Below are 17,372 nucleotides of genomic sequence, written 5' to 3' on the forward strand. Positions count from 1 at the left end.
AGGACTTCCTTGCCTCTTGGTGATCGTCCATCCCCACACCCGCTGAATGCCGGACAAACCGACCTTACCCGAATTTAAGCGTTGGGGTACTATCGTGTTCGGTGTCTCGGCGCGATCAAGGATGGAGGACCATGGCACTTACCTTGCGAAACCAGCTAGTGGAAACAGCTTTGCAGTGGCAGGAGCGATACGGCGTAGCGCCTTCGATCACCACGGCGCTGTCAGAGTACGACGCGGCGGTGACGCTGCTTGGCATGTCGGAGGCCGCATTCGAGCAATCGCAGTTGACAGCGACGGCGGTCCAACGCGGGTATGATTTCGTCTGCGACGGCGTTCGATATCAAATCAAGGCAAATCGCCCCAGTGGAAGACCGGGAAGCAAGGTCACCCTCTGTGCTAAGGCCAGAAACTACGATTGGGATCGCCTTATCTGGATTCTCTATAACCGGGAGTACTGTATCCAAGAAGCATGGGAATGGGATGTCTCGGATTATGCGGCGGCGTTCGATCCGATTGTCCGTATTTCGCCAGCACACATGCGGATGGGAAACGCTGTCGCACCTGTAGTTTTGGTGCCGGCGCTGTCGAGTTTGAGGCCGGAAACTTCCATCTGAACATTTGCAGCCCCTCGACTTGGACAGCGACAGGCCGTGATCTGAAAGGGTTGCGGCAGCGAGCACGCGTATCCTATTGGATCAATCCTTGTGATCGCGGATCAACTGTTCCGCGATGCCCCGGAGTCGCTCACGCACCGACGAACTTTCGATGCCCGCGATCTCGACGAAGGCCTTGCGAGCCTTATCTACGGCATCGACAAAATTCGGGAACTTAGCCAATGCATCCGGCACAGCGGCTTCCATCCGCTGCATATCTTCATCGGACAGCAGCGGTTCACCAGCATATTCGGCTGGAGCGCAGATGGTGGACGCACACTTGGAAAGTGCCGCAAGCGCGTCGATTACGTCAGCACGCGCTGCCTCAATCCGCACACTATCAGCCTTTGCGATCTGGTGCCTTCCAAGCTCCGAAATTATCTGCCCCGCATGCTGGCCGATATTGAAGGCCCACATCGGCTCAACCAAAGACGGGACGTAATCGTCTTCTTCGGAGAGGTCGTAGACGGTCAGCCAAATATCTTGCAACAGCTTCGCCGTGTTGATGTCGAGATAGCGGCTTTTGGTTTCAATGGAATCGAGCCGCCGCTCAATGATCTCCCGTGCCATGATGTCTTGCTGGAGATTCATCTTTTTGATTTGGTGCCAAACTGGCATCGCAGCGATTAATGCGACGCCTGCCGCGAGCAGGGTCTGAAACTCGCTCAGAACGCGATAGATGAGGCATCCCACGTTGCAAATCGCTGCCGCATCCGAAGGCACGAACATTGCCTTCATGGTCAAGAGCAAGACGAACACGAACACGTAGCCTGCGGCAAACACCGCGATAGTCGAATTGTTCCGCATGCCACCCTCTGCAATCAACTCGCGAACGAAGTTGCCCCACGTGCGACGATAGGCTGCGTAGGCGGCAAAGGACAGGTCGCGACGCCGAATTAGGCGTCGTGATCATCGGTCTGCACTCAATGTCTGACAGCACGTGCGATGGCTCTCGCCTTCTCCACTGGATCAAGCGTCCCGGCCTGCATTTCCGCAAGCGCGACTTCCCGTTCCAGCCTTTCAAAAATCGGCAGGTAAGAAACGTCCTCGATAACAAGCTGCGCAATCATTTGCAGCGCCTTACGAAGACGTGCAACCGTCCACGTGCCCGAACGCGGCGCAATACAATAAGGCAGAGAGGGAAGGGCGCTTGAAATCACGCCGCCCATTTAAAGGACTATTTTCCTCTTGTCAGCAACTACTTAGGAACGCTTTTAGTGAGCGATAGCTGCCAGAAGGTCGCGCGCATGCACCAGCGTAGCGCCCGCGCCGTAGCGTTCCCGGCCGGCAAGACTGTGCCCCATTAGATCACGCCGGACTCGCTCATCGATCTTCGCGTGAAGCATTCGATCCTCGAATGAGTGGCGCAGTCCGTACAGCGTGTGTTCCTCTGTTTCCAGCAGCCCGTTTTCACGAAGGAACTTGTTCACGGTATCGCTGATCCGGTCCTTGAAACGATAGGTCGGGAAGCCCTTCGGGAACTGCCGGAATGCTTCCAAGCTCACTCCGACCAAGGGAATCACGCGCCGCGATGGCTTGTTCTTGGTCTGCTTCCCTTCCGCCTTAATCTCGATATGCGGCACGTCGTGATCAAGCCGGATATGATGAGGCAGCAAGCCGACGATTTCGCTAGGGCGTGCACCTGTGTTGACGATGGCATGGACGACCGCGCGCGCTTCCGCGTTGAGCTTGTCCAATGCACCCTTGGCAAGCAATTTGTCCTTAATCCACGTCTCCGAAAATGCCGGCCGCTTACGATCGTCGCCGTCCTCAGAGAATGTGAGTTTGCCGAACGGCAGGATCAGGCCAAGGCGTTTCTTTTCCTCGACCAAACGCAACGTGCTCTCGACATAGCCAATGTCTTTGTTAGCGCTGTTCGCGGTCATGCCCTTCGCCAAATGCTTCGACCACCAATCCCGAAAATCCAGCATGTCGTCGCGTGTTATCTCGCTCAGTGCCTTATTGCCGACCACCTTGATAAAATTGTTCATCGCCTTGATGCGCGGATTCTTCCATCGGCGAATCTGGTCGTCGCTCTTGCCGATCGACTTTTCGGCGGCCAATTCCCAATAGAGTTCCAGAGCCCGCTTGACGGTGATTGCCGGTTCCTTCGCCGCACCCAGCAGGGCCTTGGCTTCCTTCCTGTCCGGTTGGTCGTTGGCGATTACGGCGGCAACACGGTCCAGAAGCTCTTCGTTGGGCAGCTTGGCAACCTCGCTGGCTGTCAGCCAACGATAGCCCCGTGCCTGTGCTAGATTGTGCGCTGCCTCGAATGCCTTTTCTGCGTCTCCGGTATCGCCGGCTAGTTTGGCCTCCCATGCTGCGATCGTCTTCGACCAAACCTGTTCGGCCTTCTGCCGAGCCAGACTCTCCGAGTCCAACCGGAGGGTAATCCAGACCTCTTTTCGGGGTTCAACAGATCGATACCGGACAGGAACATGCCGGACCATATGGAAGGTATCACCGCGTTTTTTGAGCTTGATCTGCTTACCCATTTGCACTGGACTCCGGCTGGACACTTGGCGGAGAGACCATAGCAAATTCAGGAGCAGGAACCAGAGCAAACCGATGGAATGGTTACCGCCCTGCTCGAAGTCGAGAAGCAAAAAATCCAGTAAAATCAGATGGTTGAATGCAGATTAGTCGGTTAATTGGTGGCGGAGAGGGAGGGATTCGAACCCCCGATGGGCTTGCACCCATGCCGCATTTCGAGTGCGGTGCATTCGACCACTCTGCCACCTCTCCGCGGTCATGGTCGGCCGTTGCCGGCGCGGCGCACTAGATAACGGCTGAACGGGCAGGTTACAAGGCCAAATCCGTCAGTTATTTGGCTTGCCGGACAAGCGGCGGATTCGCGGCGGGTCCGGTGCAGGGAGACCGAGGCAGGTTGCCGACCAGTCACGCATCCTTGCCTCCACGACGGCAGCGCGGCGCGGTGCTGTCGACACGGCCAGTGCCTGCCGCCAATAACAGTCCCCGGCGCGGCTGTTTGCCTTGACTCACACTCAACCTTCGGTTAGGGACAGCGCGCAATCGGCGTGGAGGGTTCTTCCGCGCCGCTTGTTTTTTGAACCCGCAGACTGACAAAAAGACGGCTGAACCGCCAGAGGCGGTTCATCAAGGCCGACCGAACAGCGAAAGGCAAAAAATGTTCGCAGTCATTAAAACGGGTGGCAAGCAGTATCGCGTTGCCGCCAACGATCTCCTGAAGATCGAAAAAGTCGAAGCCAATGTCGGCGATATGGTCGAGATCGGCCACGTGCTCGCGCATGGCGAGGGCGAAAATGTCACGTTCGGCGCGCCGTTCGTCGACGGCGCGGTGGTCACCGCCGAAGTCGTCGAGCAGGGCAAGAACCGCACGGTCATCGCCTTCAAGAAGCGCCGTCGGCAGAATTCGCGCCGCAAGATCGGCCATCGTCAGCTTCTGACCACCGTGCGGATCTCCGAGATCCTGCTGGGTGGTGCCAAGCCGACGAAGACGGCAGCGGTCAAGGCGCCGAAGAAGGAAGCCAAGGCAGAGGCCGCCACTGAAGCGAAGGCGGAAGCCGCGCCGAAGAAGGAGCCCAAGGCCAAGGCAGCCGAGACAAAGGCAGCCGAGACCGCGTCAGCGCCGTTGTTCAAGGCTCCGAAGGGCGAGCCGGACGATCTGACCGTGATCAAGGGAATCGGCCCGGTCGCAGCCAAGGATCTTAACGAGCAGGGCATCATCACCTTTGCCCAGCTCGCCAAGCTGACCGACAAGGATGTCGCCAAGATCGACGAGCACATGCCCTTCAGCGCCGACCAGATCAAGGACTGGCGCGAGCAGGCCAAGGAATTGGCGGCGAAGTAATTTTTCTGGCGATCAGGTCGCCGGATCGGACTTGAAACGGAACGCGAACGCGTTCATAACGCCTTTTAGGCGCCTTGCGGCGCAACGGAGTTAGTTAGATGGCACACAAGAAAGCTGGCGGCTCGTCGCGCAACGGTCGCGACTCGCATTCCAAGCGTCTGGGCGTGAAGAAGTTCGGCGGCGAAGCCGTCATCCCGGGCAACATCATCATTCGTCAACGCGGCACCACGTGGCATCCCGGCGTCAATGTCGGCATGGGTACGGACCACACGCTTTTTGCGCTCGAGACCGGCGCCGTGACGTTCAACAAAAAAGCCAACGGCCGAACCTACGTATCGGTCAACCCGATTACCAAAGCCGCGGAGTAGCCGGTTCCGCACTAGAACACCGGCGCCCATCTCGGGACCGGTGTCTGGCAAAACCAGGAAAAGGATCAGGGGAGATGGGTTTCCATCTCCCCTTTTTCTTGTGCCTGGAGGACTTCAAATGGTTGCCGAAGCGGAAGACTCAGAAGACGAAAGTTACGCGATAGACTGCCCGGTGCTGGTCACCGAGCGACTGGTGATGCGGGCGCCGCACGAAGGCGACATCGCGCAGCTGGTCGAGCTTGCAGACAACCGTCATGTCGCCGAAATGCTGGCCCGCATGCCGCACCCCTATGGCGAGGCCGAGGCGCGCGCCTTCCTCGCCATGGCCAAGTCGCGCCGGGCGGGCATCGCCTACGCCCTGACGCTGGCCGGCACCGACACTTTCGTCGGTTGTGCCGGCCTCAACACCACCGATCGCGGACTGGAACTCGGCTACTGGATCGGCGAGCCGTACTGGAAGAAGGGCTATGCGACCGAAGCGGCGCATGCACTGGTCGACCTCGCCTTCCAGAGGACGTCGATCCACGTGCTGCATGCCTCGACGCGGGTCATCAATCCGGCCTCGCGCCGTGTCATCCACAAATGCGGCTTCCAGTATGCCGGCCAGGGCATGCTGAACTCGATCGTCGCCGGCCAGGTGCCGGTCGAGCGCTACCGGCTCGACAGGAAGACCTGGACCAGCCTGCGGAACTGGGTGCACTTTTGATGTGTGCCGATCTTCAGGTGAGGCCGGCCTGCGAATGGCGGCTTCCTTCGCTTCCGGTGCTCGCGTACGAAAAGTACGCTCCGCTCCGGTTCTCGGAAGCCACTATTCTCGGCTCGGCCTGACCTGAATCTCGACACACATCGGGTACGGCGCGAGACCAATGGGAGGCAACTGGGGTCAGCCCAGTTCGACCCACACCGGCAGGTGGTCCGAACCGACGGCCTTTCGGTCGACCCACAGGCGCTTCAGGGATTTGGCAAGCGAAGCGCTGGTGAAGATGTAGTCGATGCGCTTGTGGCGGTTGGGGTCAGTGGGTTGTTTGGGGTCGACCCAGCTGACGAGATCGTCGCCGGTGGCGTTCAGGCGCAAGGCGGCATCGACGGCGAAATCGGCGGTCAGCGGCATGCCGAATTCGTGGTCCGGCCGGCCGGCGAGTTCGACATATTCCGGTGAGCCGGCCAGCATGTTGAAATCGCCCATGCCGACAAAGGCTTCGGGATGCGGCAATTCCGGCAGGCCGATCTCGGCGACGCCGGACAGCGCGCCGCCTTCGAGCGCATAGTTCAACAGGCGCCGGCGCAGGAACTGGATTTGACTGGCGCGTTCGACAGGACTGCGGTGATCGAGATGGATGGAATAGAAGCGGATGAAACCCAGCGGTGTCTCGATCAGCGCTTCCAGCGCGCCACGCTGGAAGTTCATCATCTCGAAGCTGCGGCTGCGCGGCAAAAGCAGGTTGCGCGACAGATGAATAGGCGTCTTCGACAGCATCATATTGCCGAGCTGGAAGGTTTTCGTGATGGCGCGGCCGTTCTCGAGGTGGGAGCCGATGTTGGCTTCGAAATTGCTGCCATAGACGGCGAAGTAATCGGGCAGTGCCTCGCCGATCTCGGCGACCATGTCGCGGCCGCCGTTCCTGGGGTTGTTGCGGGTAACCTCCTGCAGTGCGATCACATCGGCGCCGCGCACGGCGTCAGCGACGCGCCCGACGTCGTACTGCCCGTCGAGACCGATACCGTACTGGATGTTGTAAGTTACAAGCTTCATTCCAACATCTCTCCGGCCGATCCCGCGCGGCCATTGTCATAAAACGCCCTCGCCCTTCGCCGCGCCTTGGTTTAGAGCAAGGCCCAAGGTTTAGAGCAATGCCGCAAAGCCACTAGTAGAAACTGCGAAATCCCATGAAATTTCTCGATCAAGCCAAAGTTTACATCCGCTCCGGTGACGGCGGCGCCGGTTCGGTGTCGTTCCGGCGCGAAAAATTCATCGAATTCGGAGGGCCGGACGGCGGCGATGGCGGTCGTGGCGGCGATGTCTGGGTGGAGGCCGTCGACGGGCTGAATACGCTGATCGACTATCGCTACCAGCAGCATTTCAAGGCCAAGACCGGAGTCCATGGCATGGGCCGCAACATGACCGGCGCCAAGGGCGCCGATGTCACGCTGAAAGTGCCGGCGGGAACGCAGGTGTTCGAAGAGGACAACGAGACGCTGATCTGCGACCTGACCGTGGTCGGCCAGCGCTTTCTCTTGGCCAAGGGCGGCAATGGCGGTTTCGGCAACCAGCATTTCAAGACCTCGACCAATCAGGCGCCGCGCCGCGCCAATCCCGGCCTGCCGGGCGAAGAGCTCAACATCTGGCTGCGGCTGAAACTGATCGCCGATGCCGGGCTGGTCGGGCTGCCGAATGCCGGCAAGTCGACATTCCTCGCCGCCGTCACCGCCGCCAAGCCGAAGATCGCCGACTATCCGTTCACGACGCTGCACCCCGGCCTCGGCGTTGCCCGCATCGACGCGCGCGAATTCGTCATAGCCGACATTCCCGGTCTCATCGAAGGCGCCCATGAGGGCGTCGGCATCGGCGACCGCTTCCTTGGCCATGTCGAGCGCACGCGCGTGCTGCTGCATCTGGTTTCGGCGCAGGAGGAAAATCCGGGCAAGGCCTACAAGACCGTGCGCGCCGAGCTCGAGGCCTATGGCAACGGCCTGACCGACAAGGTCGAGATCGTGGCGCTTTCCCAGGTCGACACGCTCGACGCCGAGGCTCGCAAGAAGAAGGTCGCCTCGCTGAAGCGCGCCGCGGGCCGCGCGCCGATGCTGTTGTCGGCGGTCACCGGCGAGGGTGTCGAGGCGGTGCTGCGGGCGCTGATGTCGGTGGTAGCCGAGGCACGCGCGCGGATCGCTGCACCGGTCGAGACGCGCTGGGACAGATAGGACTATGCAGTCGCTGAAAAAATATCGGCGCATCACCGTCAAGATCGGCTCGGCGCTGCTCGTCGACCGCGCGACGGGCCTGAAGCGCGACTGGCTGGATTCGCTCGCCGACGACATTGCCGTGCTTGCCCAGGGCGGTGCTGAAATCCTCGTCGTGTCGTCCGGCGCCATCGCGCTCGGCCGCACCATCCTTGGCCTCGGCAAGCGCGCCTTGAAGCTCGAGGAGAGCCAAGCCGCGGCAGCCGTCGGGCAGATCGCACTGGCCGGCGCCTGGTCGGATGCGCTCGGCAAGGGCAGCCTGAAATCGGGCCAGATCCTGCTGACACTCGGCGACACCGAGGAGCGCCGCCGTTACCTCAACGCGCGGGCCACGATCTCGACGCTCTTGAAGATGAAGGCGGTGCCGGTCATCAACGAGAACGACACGGTTGCCACCTCCGAAATCCGCTACGGCGACAATGACCGGCTGGCGGCTCGCGTCGCCACCATGATGGGCGCCGACCTTTTGGTGCTGCTTTCCGACATAGACGGGCTCTACACGGCGCCTCCGGCGCGGGACCCCAATGCAAAGTTCATTCCGGTGGTCGACCGGATCACATCGGACATCGAGGCGATGGCGGGAGCCGCCGCTTCCGAGCTGTCGCGCGGCGGCATGCGCACGAAACTCGATGCCGGCAAGATCGCGACCGCCGCCGGCACGGCGATGATCATCACGTCCGGCACGCGGCTGTCGCCGCTGATGGCGATCGAACGCGGCGAGCGCGCCACCTTCTTCCGGCCGAGCAGCAACCCGGTCAAGGGCTACAAGACCTGGATCGCCGGCCAGCTCGAACCGGCTGGCCGGCTGACGGTCGATGCCGGCGCCATTGGTGCGCTTCTGTCGGGCAAGTCGTTGCTGCCGGCCGGCGTCAAGCTGGTCAGTGGCAATTTCTCGCGCGGCGACACGGTGGCGATCCTGTCGCCCGAGGGCCGCGAGATCGCCCGTGGGCTGGTTGCCTATGATGCCGCCGATGCCGTAAGGATCGCTGGTCTGAAGACGGCCGAGATCGAAACCGTGCTCGGCTACGAGGCGCGTTCGGCGATGATCCACCGCGACGACCTTGTGGTGAGCCATTCCAGTGACCAAGTAGGAGCCGGTAACCAAGTGCTGGCCGGTGGCGATGTAAGCGGAGGATGAGCATGCTGAAATTGCATGAAAAATCCGGGGACGACACCGTCGCGCTGATGGCCGATATCGGCCGCCGCGCCCGCGCCGCCGCCCGACCGCTGGCCATTGCCACGACCGCCGCCAAGAACGCCGCACTCCTCGCCATGGCCGAGGCGATCGTCGCGCGTGGGCAGGATATCCTCGACGCCAACGCCATCGATGTCTCGAATGGTCAGGAATCCGGGCTTTCCGTCTCCTTCATGGACCGACTGAAGCTCGATCCGGCGCGCATTCTGGCCATGGCCGAAGGCATCAGGGAGATCGCCGCGCTGCGCGATCCGGTCGGCGACGTGATCGCGCAATGGGACAGGCCGAACGGCCTGCATATCGAGCGCGTGCGCACGCCGCTCGGCGTCGTCGGCGTCATCTACGAGAGCCGGCCGAACGTGACGGCGGATGCCGGCGCGCTCTGCCTCAAGGCCGGCAATCCGGTGATCCTGCGCGGCGGCTCGGATTCGCTCAATTCGTCGGCCGCCATCCACGCCTGCCTCGTCGAGGGGCTGAAGGAAGCCGGCCTGCCGGAAGACGCCATCCAGCTGGTGCCGACCACCGACCGCGCCGCCGTCGGCGAGATGCTGAAAGGACTGGACGGTACGCTCGACGTCATCATCCCGCGCGGTGGCAAAAGCCTCGTCGGGCGGGTGCAGACCGAGGCACGGGTGCCGGTCTTCGCGCATCTCGAAGGCATCTGCCATCTCTACATCGACCGCTCGGCCAAGCTCGACATGGCGGTACAGATCGCCGTCAACGCCAAGATGCGGCGCACCGGCGTCTGCGGTGCCGCCGAGACGCTGCTGATCGACCGTGCGGTTGCCTCCACGCATCTGGTGCCGATCCTCGACGCACTTCGCACGGCCGGCTGCGAAATCCATGCCGATGCCGAAGTGCTGAAAGTGTTTTTCGACGCCAAGCCGGCGACCGATGCCGACTGGGTGGCCGAATATCTCGATGCCATCATCGCGGTGAAGCTGGTCGACGGTATCGGTCGTGCGATCGAACACATCGAGACGTTCTCCTCACATCACACCGAAGCGATCGTCGCCGAGGATGCGCAAGCGGTCGAGCGGTTCTTCAACGAGATCGATTCGGCGATCCTGCTGCACAACGCCTCGACCCAGTTCGCCGACGGCGGCGAGTTCGGCATGGGCGCAGAGATCGGCATCGCCACCGGCAAGATGCATGCGCGCGGACCGGTCGGCGTCGAGCAGCTGACTTCGTTCAAATACCGCGTGCGCGGGTCCGGACAGGTGAGGCCTTGACGTCTTTTGCCCGAAGGGCCTGAAGCTTGCGCCCAGCCACCCCCCTCTGTCCTGCCGGACATCTCCCCCGCAAGGGCGGAGATTGGCTGACATTTCTGATTTCGCCAATCTTCAACGCTGCAAGATTTGCGCCTACGCCGAAACTGCTGATCTCCCCCCTTGCGGGGGAGATGCCAGGTAGGGCAGAGGGGGGTGCCTAGCGCGATGCTATCCCCTTCCCCACCCGCAATCCCCTCCCACTATCTCAAGATGCCGCATGCCGAGAAGGGGCTGGCCGTCGGCCTGTTCGGCGGTTCGTTCAATCCGCCGCATGCCGGCCATGCGCTGGTCGCCGAGATTGCGCTGCGACGCCTGGCGCTCGACCAGCTCTGGTGGATGGTGACGCCCGGCAACCCGCTGAAGAGCACAGGCGAGCTGGCGCCGCTCAGCGAACGGCTGCAACTGTCCGAGCAGATCGCCAAGAACCCGAAGATCAAGGTCACCGCCGTCGAGGCGGCCCATCATGTCCGCTACACCGCCGACACGCTGGCGCTGGTCAAGGCGCGCAATCCCGGCGTCGACTTCGTCTGGATCATGGGTGCGGACAGTTTGCGCGATTTCCATCGCTGGCAGCGCTGGCGCGAGATCGTCATGACCTTCCCGATCGCGGTGATCGACCGGCCGGGAGCGACGCTGTCGTTCCTGTCATCGGTTGTCGCCAAGACCTTCGACTACGCCCGCGTCGACGAAGGCGATGCGCCACGGCTTGCCCGCATGAAGGCGCCGGCCTGGACTTTCATCCACGGCCCGCGTTCGTCGCTATCGTCGAGCGCGATCCGCAAACTGGCACAGGGTTGATCCCACTCGCCCGGCCATGTCGCTTTTATCGCTCCCTTTGCCCGTTTCGTGGGCAATCCTGAGCAGGCATGTCGATTCCCAGGAAAAACCGCAGCGAAGTCGAGCAGGGCACCGAGCCCACGCCGCTGATCGCGATTGCCAGCGTCATCGCGTCGATGGCGCTGATAGCCGTGGGCAATGGGCTGATGTTTGCCTATATCCCGGTCCGGCTCGGCGCCGAGGGCTTCGATCCGACCTGGGCCGGGCTGATCATCACCGGACTTTCGGCCGGCGGCCTCGCCGGCTGCATCCTGACGGGACCGCTGGTCAGAAGGGTTGGCCATGCCCGCGCCTTCATGGTGCTGTCGGCGCTGATCGCGCTGGCCAACGCCGCTGTCGGCGCCGGCCCGCATCCGCTGCTGTGGATCGCCGCCCGCGCGCTCTACGGCTTTGCCATATGCGGTCTGTTCATCGTCGCGCAGAGCTGGCTGAACGATGCCATTGCCAATGCCATCCGCGGCAGGGTGATGGCTTTCTTCTACGTTGCCTATGTCGCCGGGCTCGGCGTCGGCTACGCGACGCTGGCGCTGATCGATATCAGGACCGCGGATGCGCCGCTGATCGGTATCGCCTTCACCGCTTTGTCGATCCTCCCCGTCGGGATGACCAGGCTGGCCCAGCCGCCGGCACCGCGGGCGGCCTCGGTGGCGCTCGGACGGGCCTGGCGGATTTCGCCGGTCGGCGTCGCCGGCATGCTGGCGGTCGGCGGCCTGTCGATGTCGATCGCGGGCTTCGCGCCGATCCACGCCACGGCCAAGGGCTACAGCCAAGCCGATGTGGCGCTGCTGCTTTCGGCGATGCCGGTCGGCACGCTGATCCTGCAGATCCCGCTTGGCTGGATTTCCGACCGCACCGACCGCCGCTATGTGCTGGTCGCCGCATCCGCACTCGCCATGGTCGCCGGCCTGTTCGCGCTTGGGTTCGACGGCGGCGCGCTGGCGGCGCTGGTGGTGATTTACATCATCTGGGATGGCGCCTCGGAATCGATCTATTCGCTTTCCAGCGCGCATGCCTCCGACCGTGCCGGTAAGGAGGATATGGTGGCGATGTCCAGTACGCTGTTGTTTGCCTGGTCGCTTTCGGGCTTCATCGTGCCGGGCATCGTAACGGCGCTTTCGGCCGTCTTCGGGACGCGGACCTTCATCTATGTAGCGATCCTCATCGCGGCAGCCTTCTGCCTGTTCGTGCTTCTGCGTGTGTTCACGACGCGTCCGGTTCCCGCCGGTGAAACCGGCAGTTTCGCACCGATGACCGCGCAGGCGCCTTTGCCGGTCGAACTTGCGTTCGCGCCGGACGAGCAAGACCGGCGCAACGGCTAACCGATCATTGCCGGCGGGCCTCCGGCGCTGGCGCTTCCGGTGGCGGCAGCGGAATCGATATGCCTTCCGAGTCGAATTGCTGCTTGGCACGTTTGGTGAGGTCGGTCTGGGTGGCGAAGAAGTCCGCCGAAGATGTCCAGTAGCGCAAGGCGATCGACACGGTGCTGTCGCCCAATGTCGCGACGAAAGCGATCGGCGCCGGCTCACGTTTCACCCGCCGGTCGGCGGCGGCAATGGCGAGCAAGGTCTTCTGGGCGCGGTCGATGTCGTTCCAGGAGCCGATGGAGAGTGTGATGTCGCTGCGGCGCACACCGTTGCGGGTGAAGTTGCGCACCGGCTGATTCCACAGCGTCGAATTGGGCGCCAGGATATAGACGCCTTCGGCGGTCCTGAGCTTGGTCGCGAACAGGCCGATCTCCTCGATCGTGCCGGCAATCGAGCCGACCTCGACGGATTCGCCGATGCGGAACGGCCGCAGCGCCAGAAGCATGATGCCGGCGGCGATGTTCTGCACCGTGCCTTGCAACGCTAGGCCGATGGCTAGGCCTATGGCGCCGATGGCGGCGATGATCGACGCCGTCTGCACGCCGAATTGGCCAAGCACCATGATGGTGACGAGGATCAGGATGGCATAGCGGACGATCTTGGAGAAGAAATGCCGCAGCGTTTGGTCGAAGCCATGGATATGGCCGAGTCCGGCGAAGATCGAACGTTCGGCAAGCCCAGCGATGATGTAGCCGACAACCAAAAGGATGACGGCGCCGATGGCCGAGAAAGAGTATGAAATGATCAGCGTGCTCAGTTGCGCCAGGCCGGCCTGGACGGTGGCAAGGGTGTTTTGTGGGTCGATCGGCATGGTGAAAATCCGGTTGGTCGGTGAGCCGATAACCCGTGCGGGGAGCGAGGGTTCCGATCTTTTCCGGCGTGCGGGCGAACCACAGGAACGAGAATACGTTCGTGCCAGGCAGGTGCCGTCTTGAAACTGTAAGGGAACTCTGCCTATCTAAGGGGCGTCACCTGCTTTCAAGGGTGATTTGGTTGTTCTTGCTGCGAAAGGAAATACACTGAGAACAGCACTGCGGAAGAAGGCCGATATCATGCCTTCGCCGGCCAGGATCAGCGTAGACGACGCCGTGTCCCGCGCCATCAAGACAGTCCTTGCCAGTCTGGAAGACTCCAAGGCCGAAAACATTGTCTCCATCGACATCCAGGGAAAATCGAGCCTCGGCGACTACATGGTCGTCGCTTCGGGTCGATCGCACCGTCATGTCTCGGCTGTCGCCGATCACCTTCTCAAAGCGCTCAAAGATGCCGGGCTCGGCATGGCGCGCGTCGAGGGGTTGGCAGGTGCCGACTGGGTCCTGATCGATTCGGGCGACATCATCGTCCATGTCTTCCGCCCCGAGGTCCGCGAATTCTACAATCTTGAAAAGATGTGGCAGGCGCCGGATCTCGAGGAAGAGACCCTCCACTAAGCCGCCTTTGTTTTGATGCATGTCATCGCGTGCATCGGCGGCTTATAGGGGCAAGGATGAAGATATCAGTTCATGCCGTGGGCCGGATGAAAGCCGGCCCCGAGAAGTTGCTCGCCGACCGCTATTTCGAGCGCTTCGCCAAGAGCGGCCCGGCGGTGGGGCTTGAATTCGCCGGCATTGCCGAGATCGCCGAAGGTCGTGGTCAGACCGCCAACGAGCGGCGGCGCGAGGAAGGTCAGAAGCTGCAGGCGCAGTTGCAACCCGGCACAGCGCTGATCCTGCTCGACGAACGCGGCAAGAGTTTTTCCTCGGAAGATTTCGCCGGGCGCCTCGGCCTGTTGCGTGACGGTGGCCGCAAGGCGCTGATCATCGCCATCGGCGGCGCCGACGGCCACGACCAGTCGCTGCGCGATCAGGCCGACCTGGTGATGTCGTTCGGATTGCTGACCTGGCCGCACCAACTGGTGCGCGTGATGCTGGGAGAGCAGCTTTATCGGGTGGCCACCATCCTTTCGGGACATCCCTATCATCGCTCATAAACTGGTGAATTGGCGCGACCCGCCCGGATTTCCGCCCCAATGCCGCGCAAGATTGGACTTTGGTTTTGCATTCGTTTTTCCCAAACCGGGACCACTTTTGGGCGACATGCATTCGGAAACGGGCCTCTCAAACATGGTTGATGGTTCGTTAACGAAGCCGCGGATAGAGTCGACACCGAATGTCTGAAGGTTGGAAATCGAGAACGGGCTCATGGCGCGCGCGCTGCGGCATCGCGGCGGCGGTGCTTGTCCTGTCGCTGCATGCGGGGCGGGCCGAGAACTCGCTCGACTTGGCTCCAGATCCGGACCAGAGCCGCGCCGAATACGAACGGGTCTCGAAGGAGATCACGCTGTCGTCGGAACGATTGGCCAAGCTCTCCGCCGACATCGCGACCATCAAGAAGGATCACGCTTCAATCACCGCAGCCCTGATCCAGTCGGCGATGACCGAGCAGAAGCTCGGCCAGGACATAGAGGACATCGGCGCAAGGCTGGAAGGGCTGAAGGGCCAAGAACAGAAGATCCGCGTCTCGCTTGCGTCTCGACGTGACGTGCTGGCCGAAGTGCTGGGCGCGCTGCAGCGCATGGGGCTGAACCCGCCGCCGGCGATCCTGGTCAAGCCCGAGGATGCGCTGTCGTCGGTGCGCAGCGCCATCCTGCTCGGCGCCGTCGTGCCGGAACTGCGTCAGCAGACCGAGGGCCTGTTGGCCGATCTCAAGGAGCAGTCGCGGGTCACGGCCTCGATCGAGGCCGAACGAGCGCGGCTGACTGCGGCGGTCGGCGATCAGACGACGGAAAAAAAGCGTCTAAGCATGTTGCTGGAGGCCAAGCAGAAGCTCGAAGCCGACACGCAAACCCAAATGGCCGCTGAAAAGCAGCGATCCGAGGCGCTGGCGGCCAAGGCCGGCAGCTTGAAGGAATTGATCGCATCGCTCGAAGCGCAGGCCGACAAGACCCGCAAGGCAGCCGATGCGGCCAAGGCCGCCGAGCAGAAGACGGCGGACGGCGACAAGCCATCAACGCCGGCGGAACTGGCGTCGCTGCCGGTGCCGGAAGGCAATCGGCTTGCCGCCGCGGCACCTTTTTCAGCGTTGCAGGGACAGATCGCGCTGCCGGTGACCGGCCGCATCAAACGGCGATTCGGCGCCGATGACGGTAACGGCGCGATGATGCTTGGCGACATGGTTGCGACACAATCAGGAGCCATCGTTACCGCGCCGGCGGATGGGAATGTGCTTTATGCGGGGCCGTTTCGCTCTTATGGTCAACTCTTGATCCTTAACGCAGGCGACGGCTATCATGTCGTTTTGGCGGGGATGAGCAGAATCAGCGTCGCGACCGGTCAATCAGTGCTCGCAGGAGAGCCGGTCGGCGCGATGGGAGAGGCCAGGGTGGCGAGCACCTCGGTTTCGAAGAATGGAAATGCCACGCCGGAACTCTATGTCGAGTTCCGCAAGGATGGAAAACCCGTCGATCCGGCCCCATGGTGGGCGGACCGTTTTTCTGGAAGGACGTGAATAATGCGGAAACTGTCGCTTCTGTTTGCCGGTGCGCTGATGGGCGCGTCCGCCATGAGCCTTGTTTATGGCACGCCCGGCTCGGCGGCGAACGCCGCAGGGTCGGAGACCTACAAGCAATTGGCGATCTTCGGCGATATCTTCGAGCGGGTGCGGGCGCAGTATGTGACGCCGCCCGACGACAAGTCGCTGGTCGAGAACGCCATCAACGGCATGCTCGCCTCGCTTGACCCGCACTCCTCCTACATGAACGCCGAGCAGGCGCAGGATATGCGCGTCCAGACGAAGGGCGAGTTCGGCGGCCTCGGCATCGAGGTCACCATGGAGAACGATTTGGTCAAGGTGATCACGCCGATCGACGACACACCGGCCGCCAAGGCAGGCGTGCTGGCCGGCGACTATATCGCCAAGATCGACGGCGAAGAGGTTCGCGGCCTCACCCTCAACGACGCGGTCGACAAGATGCGCGGCTTGGTCAACACACCGATCAAGCTTACGATCCTGCGCCAGGGCGCCGACAAGCCGATCGAACTGACGGTCGTGCGCGACATCATCAAGGTCAAGGCGGTCAAGTTCCGGGTCGAGAATGACATCGGCTACATGAAGATCACCTCCTTCACCGAAAAGACCTATGACGACCTCGAGAACGCCATCGACACCATCAAGAAGCAGGTGCCGGACGACAAGCTCAAGGGCTACGTTCTCGATCTGCGCCTCAATCCTGGTGGCCTGCTCGACCAGGCGGTGAGCGTGTCCGATGCCTTCCTCAACCGCGGCGAGATCGTCTCGACGCGCGGCCGCGATCCCAAGGACGTCACTCGCTTCGACGCCAAGCCTAAGCAGGTCGACGACATCAACGGCAAGCCGATGATCGTTCTGGTCAATGGCGGTTCGGCCAGCGCGTCGGAAATCGTCGCCGGCGCGCTGCAGGATCTGCGCCGTGTCACGGTGGTCGGCACGCAGTCCTTCGGCAAGGGTTCGGTGCAGACCATCATTCCGCTCGGCGAGAATGGCGCACTCAGGCTGACGACGGCGCTCTATTACACGCCGTCCGGCAAGTCGATCCAGGGCAAGGGCATCACGCCCGACATCAAGGTCGACCAGCCGCTGCCGCCGGAACTGCAGGGCAGGGACCTGACGCGCGGCGAATCCGACCTCAAGGGCCATATCAAGGGCGCCGACGAGAGCACGACCGGTTCGGGCTCGGCGGCCTATGTGCCGCCGGATCCGAAGGACGATCTGCAGCTCATCTATGCCGAGCAGCTGCTGCGCGGCCAGAAGACCGATCCGTCCTTCCCGCCCAATCCGCAGAAGGCCGTTCTCAACCAGTAGCGGTGGGGCCGGACAAGTAGGTCTGGCCGCCCGATGGAAGCAATGCGATGCTGCCGGGACCGAAAGGTTCCGGCAG

At 62.2% G+C, this 17,372-nt stretch carries 18 protein-coding genes and 1 tRNA gene; 13 read left to right on the plus strand and 6 right to left on the minus strand.

The window, feature by feature from the left end:
- Positions 1-131: 131 nt before the first annotated feature.
- The gene (locus NKH03_RS00295) at positions 132-614 is read left to right on the plus strand and encodes a hypothetical protein (RefSeq protein ID WP_352966644.1); all 483 of its coding nucleotides are present in this window, start codon (positions 132-134) and stop codon (positions 612-614) included.
- An 81-nt stretch (positions 615-695) separates the two neighbouring features.
- Here the strand turns inward: NKH03_RS00295 and NKH03_RS00300 are convergent, their stop codons facing one another.
- The 4 genes from NKH03_RS00300 to NKH03_RS00315 form a co-directional block, all read right to left on the minus strand.
- A complete protein-coding gene (locus NKH03_RS00300; protein WP_352966645.1) occupies positions 696-1,460 on the minus strand; it encodes a hypothetical protein in 765 nt (254 codons plus the stop codon).
- Positions 1,461-1,576: 116 nt separating this feature from the next.
- Entirely contained in the window at positions 1,577-1,822 is a 246-nt protein-coding gene (locus tag NKH03_RS00305) for a hypothetical protein (RefSeq protein WP_352966646.1), read from the minus strand.
- A gap of 45 nt (positions 1,823-1,867) precedes the next feature.
- Positions 1,868-3,148, minus strand: coding sequence for a tyrosine-type recombinase/integrase (locus NKH03_RS00310; RefSeq protein ID WP_352966647.1), 1,281 nt, complete (start codon positions 3,146-3,148; stop codon positions 1,868-1,870).
- Positions 3,149-3,308: 160 nt separating this feature from the next.
- Positions 3,309-3,398, minus strand: a tRNA-Ser gene (locus tag NKH03_RS00315).
- A 403-nt stretch (positions 3,399-3,801) separates the two neighbouring features.
- Here NKH03_RS00315 and NKH03_RS00320 point away from each other — a divergent pair.
- The 3 genes from NKH03_RS00320 to NKH03_RS00330 all read left to right on the plus strand — a co-directional run bounded on the left by NKH03_RS00320 (position 3,802) and on the right by NKH03_RS00330 (position 5,559).
- Positions 3,802-4,485 carry a 50S ribosomal protein L21 gene (locus NKH03_RS00320; protein ID WP_352864996.1) on the plus strand — a complete coding sequence of 228 codons (684 nt, stop codon included), beginning with the start codon at positions 3,802-3,804 and terminating at the stop codon, positions 4,483-4,485.
- Between the two features lie 98 nt (positions 4,486-4,583).
- Positions 4,584-4,853 (plus strand): 50S ribosomal protein L27, encoded by a 270-nt coding sequence (gene rpmA / locus NKH03_RS00325; protein ID WP_015315190.1) that lies wholly within the window; start codon positions 4,584-4,586, stop codon positions 4,851-4,853.
- A 118-nt stretch (positions 4,854-4,971) separates the two neighbouring features.
- Positions 4,972-5,559, plus strand: coding sequence for a GNAT family N-acetyltransferase (locus tag NKH03_RS00330; RefSeq protein ID WP_352966649.1), 588 nt, complete (start codon positions 4,972-4,974; stop codon positions 5,557-5,559).
- Positions 5,560-5,736: 177 nt separating this feature from the next.
- On the opposite strand, the gene NKH03_RS00335 is transcribed toward NKH03_RS00330, so the two are convergent.
- Positions 5,737-6,606, minus strand: coding sequence for an endonuclease/exonuclease/phosphatase family protein (locus tag NKH03_RS00335; protein WP_352966651.1), 870 nt, complete (start codon positions 6,604-6,606; stop codon positions 5,737-5,739).
- 134 nt (positions 6,607-6,740) lie between these two features.
- On the opposite strand from NKH03_RS00335, the gene obgE reads away from it, so the two are divergent.
- The 5 genes from obgE to NKH03_RS00360 all read left to right on the plus strand — a co-directional run bounded on the left by obgE (position 6,741) and on the right by NKH03_RS00360 (position 12,433).
- Positions 6,741-7,772: a GTPase ObgE gene (obgE, locus tag NKH03_RS00340; RefSeq protein ID WP_352864992.1), complete on the plus strand. Its 1,032-nt coding sequence runs from the start codon at positions 6,741-6,743 to the stop codon at positions 7,770-7,772.
- Between the two features lie 4 nt (positions 7,773-7,776).
- Positions 7,777-8,949: a glutamate 5-kinase gene (gene proB, locus NKH03_RS00345; protein ID WP_352864991.1), complete on the plus strand. Its 1,173-nt coding sequence runs from the start codon at positions 7,777-7,779 to the stop codon at positions 8,947-8,949.
- 2 nt (positions 8,950-8,951) lie between these two features.
- The gene (locus NKH03_RS00350) at positions 8,952-10,238 is read left to right on the plus strand and encodes a glutamate-5-semialdehyde dehydrogenase (protein WP_352966652.1); all 1,287 of its coding nucleotides are present in this window, start codon (positions 8,952-8,954) and stop codon (positions 10,236-10,238) included.
- A gap of 204 nt (positions 10,239-10,442) precedes the next feature.
- Positions 10,443-11,075, plus strand: a complete 633-nt coding sequence (locus tag NKH03_RS00355) for a nicotinate-nucleotide adenylyltransferase (protein ID WP_352966653.1) — start codon at positions 10,443-10,445, stop codon at positions 11,073-11,075.
- 68 nt (positions 11,076-11,143) lie between these two features.
- The gene (locus NKH03_RS00360) at positions 11,144-12,433 is read left to right on the plus strand and encodes an MFS transporter (protein WP_352966655.1); all 1,290 of its coding nucleotides are present in this window, start codon (positions 11,144-11,146) and stop codon (positions 12,431-12,433) included.
- 4 nt (positions 12,434-12,437) lie between these two features.
- Here the strand turns inward: NKH03_RS00360 and NKH03_RS00365 are convergent, their stop codons facing one another.
- Complete coding sequence (locus NKH03_RS00365) at positions 12,438-13,289, minus strand: mechanosensitive ion channel family protein (protein WP_352966657.1); 852 nt, start codon at positions 13,287-13,289, stop codon at positions 12,438-12,440.
- A gap of 241 nt (positions 13,290-13,530) precedes the next feature.
- Here NKH03_RS00365 and rsfS point away from each other — a divergent pair, with 241 nt between their 5' ends.
- The 4 genes from rsfS (at position 13,531) to NKH03_RS00385 (ending at position 17,296) form a co-directional block, all read left to right on the plus strand.
- Complete coding sequence (gene rsfS, locus NKH03_RS00370; protein ID WP_023758584.1) at positions 13,531-13,908, plus strand: ribosome silencing factor; 378 nt, start codon at positions 13,531-13,533, stop codon at positions 13,906-13,908.
- Positions 13,909-13,964: 56 nt separating this feature from the next.
- Positions 13,965-14,447, plus strand: a complete 483-nt coding sequence (gene rlmH, locus NKH03_RS00375) for a 23S rRNA (pseudouridine(1915)-N(3))-methyltransferase RlmH (protein ID WP_352864985.1) — start codon at positions 13,965-13,967, stop codon at positions 14,445-14,447.
- Positions 14,448-14,626: 179 nt separating this feature from the next.
- A complete protein-coding gene (locus NKH03_RS00380; protein ID WP_352966658.1) occupies positions 14,627-15,964 on the plus strand; it encodes a murein hydrolase activator EnvC family protein in 1,338 nt (445 codons plus the stop codon).
- Positions 15,965-17,296 carry a S41 family peptidase gene (locus NKH03_RS00385; RefSeq protein ID WP_056586250.1) on the plus strand — a complete coding sequence of 444 codons (1,332 nt, stop codon included), beginning with the start codon at positions 15,965-15,967 and terminating at the stop codon, positions 17,294-17,296.
- Positions 17,297-17,372: the final 76 nt, after the last annotated feature.

This window comes from Mesorhizobium sp. M1406, from assembly GCF_040317555.1.
Taxonomy (GTDB): domain Bacteria; phylum Pseudomonadota; class Alphaproteobacteria; order Rhizobiales; family Rhizobiaceae; genus Mesorhizobium.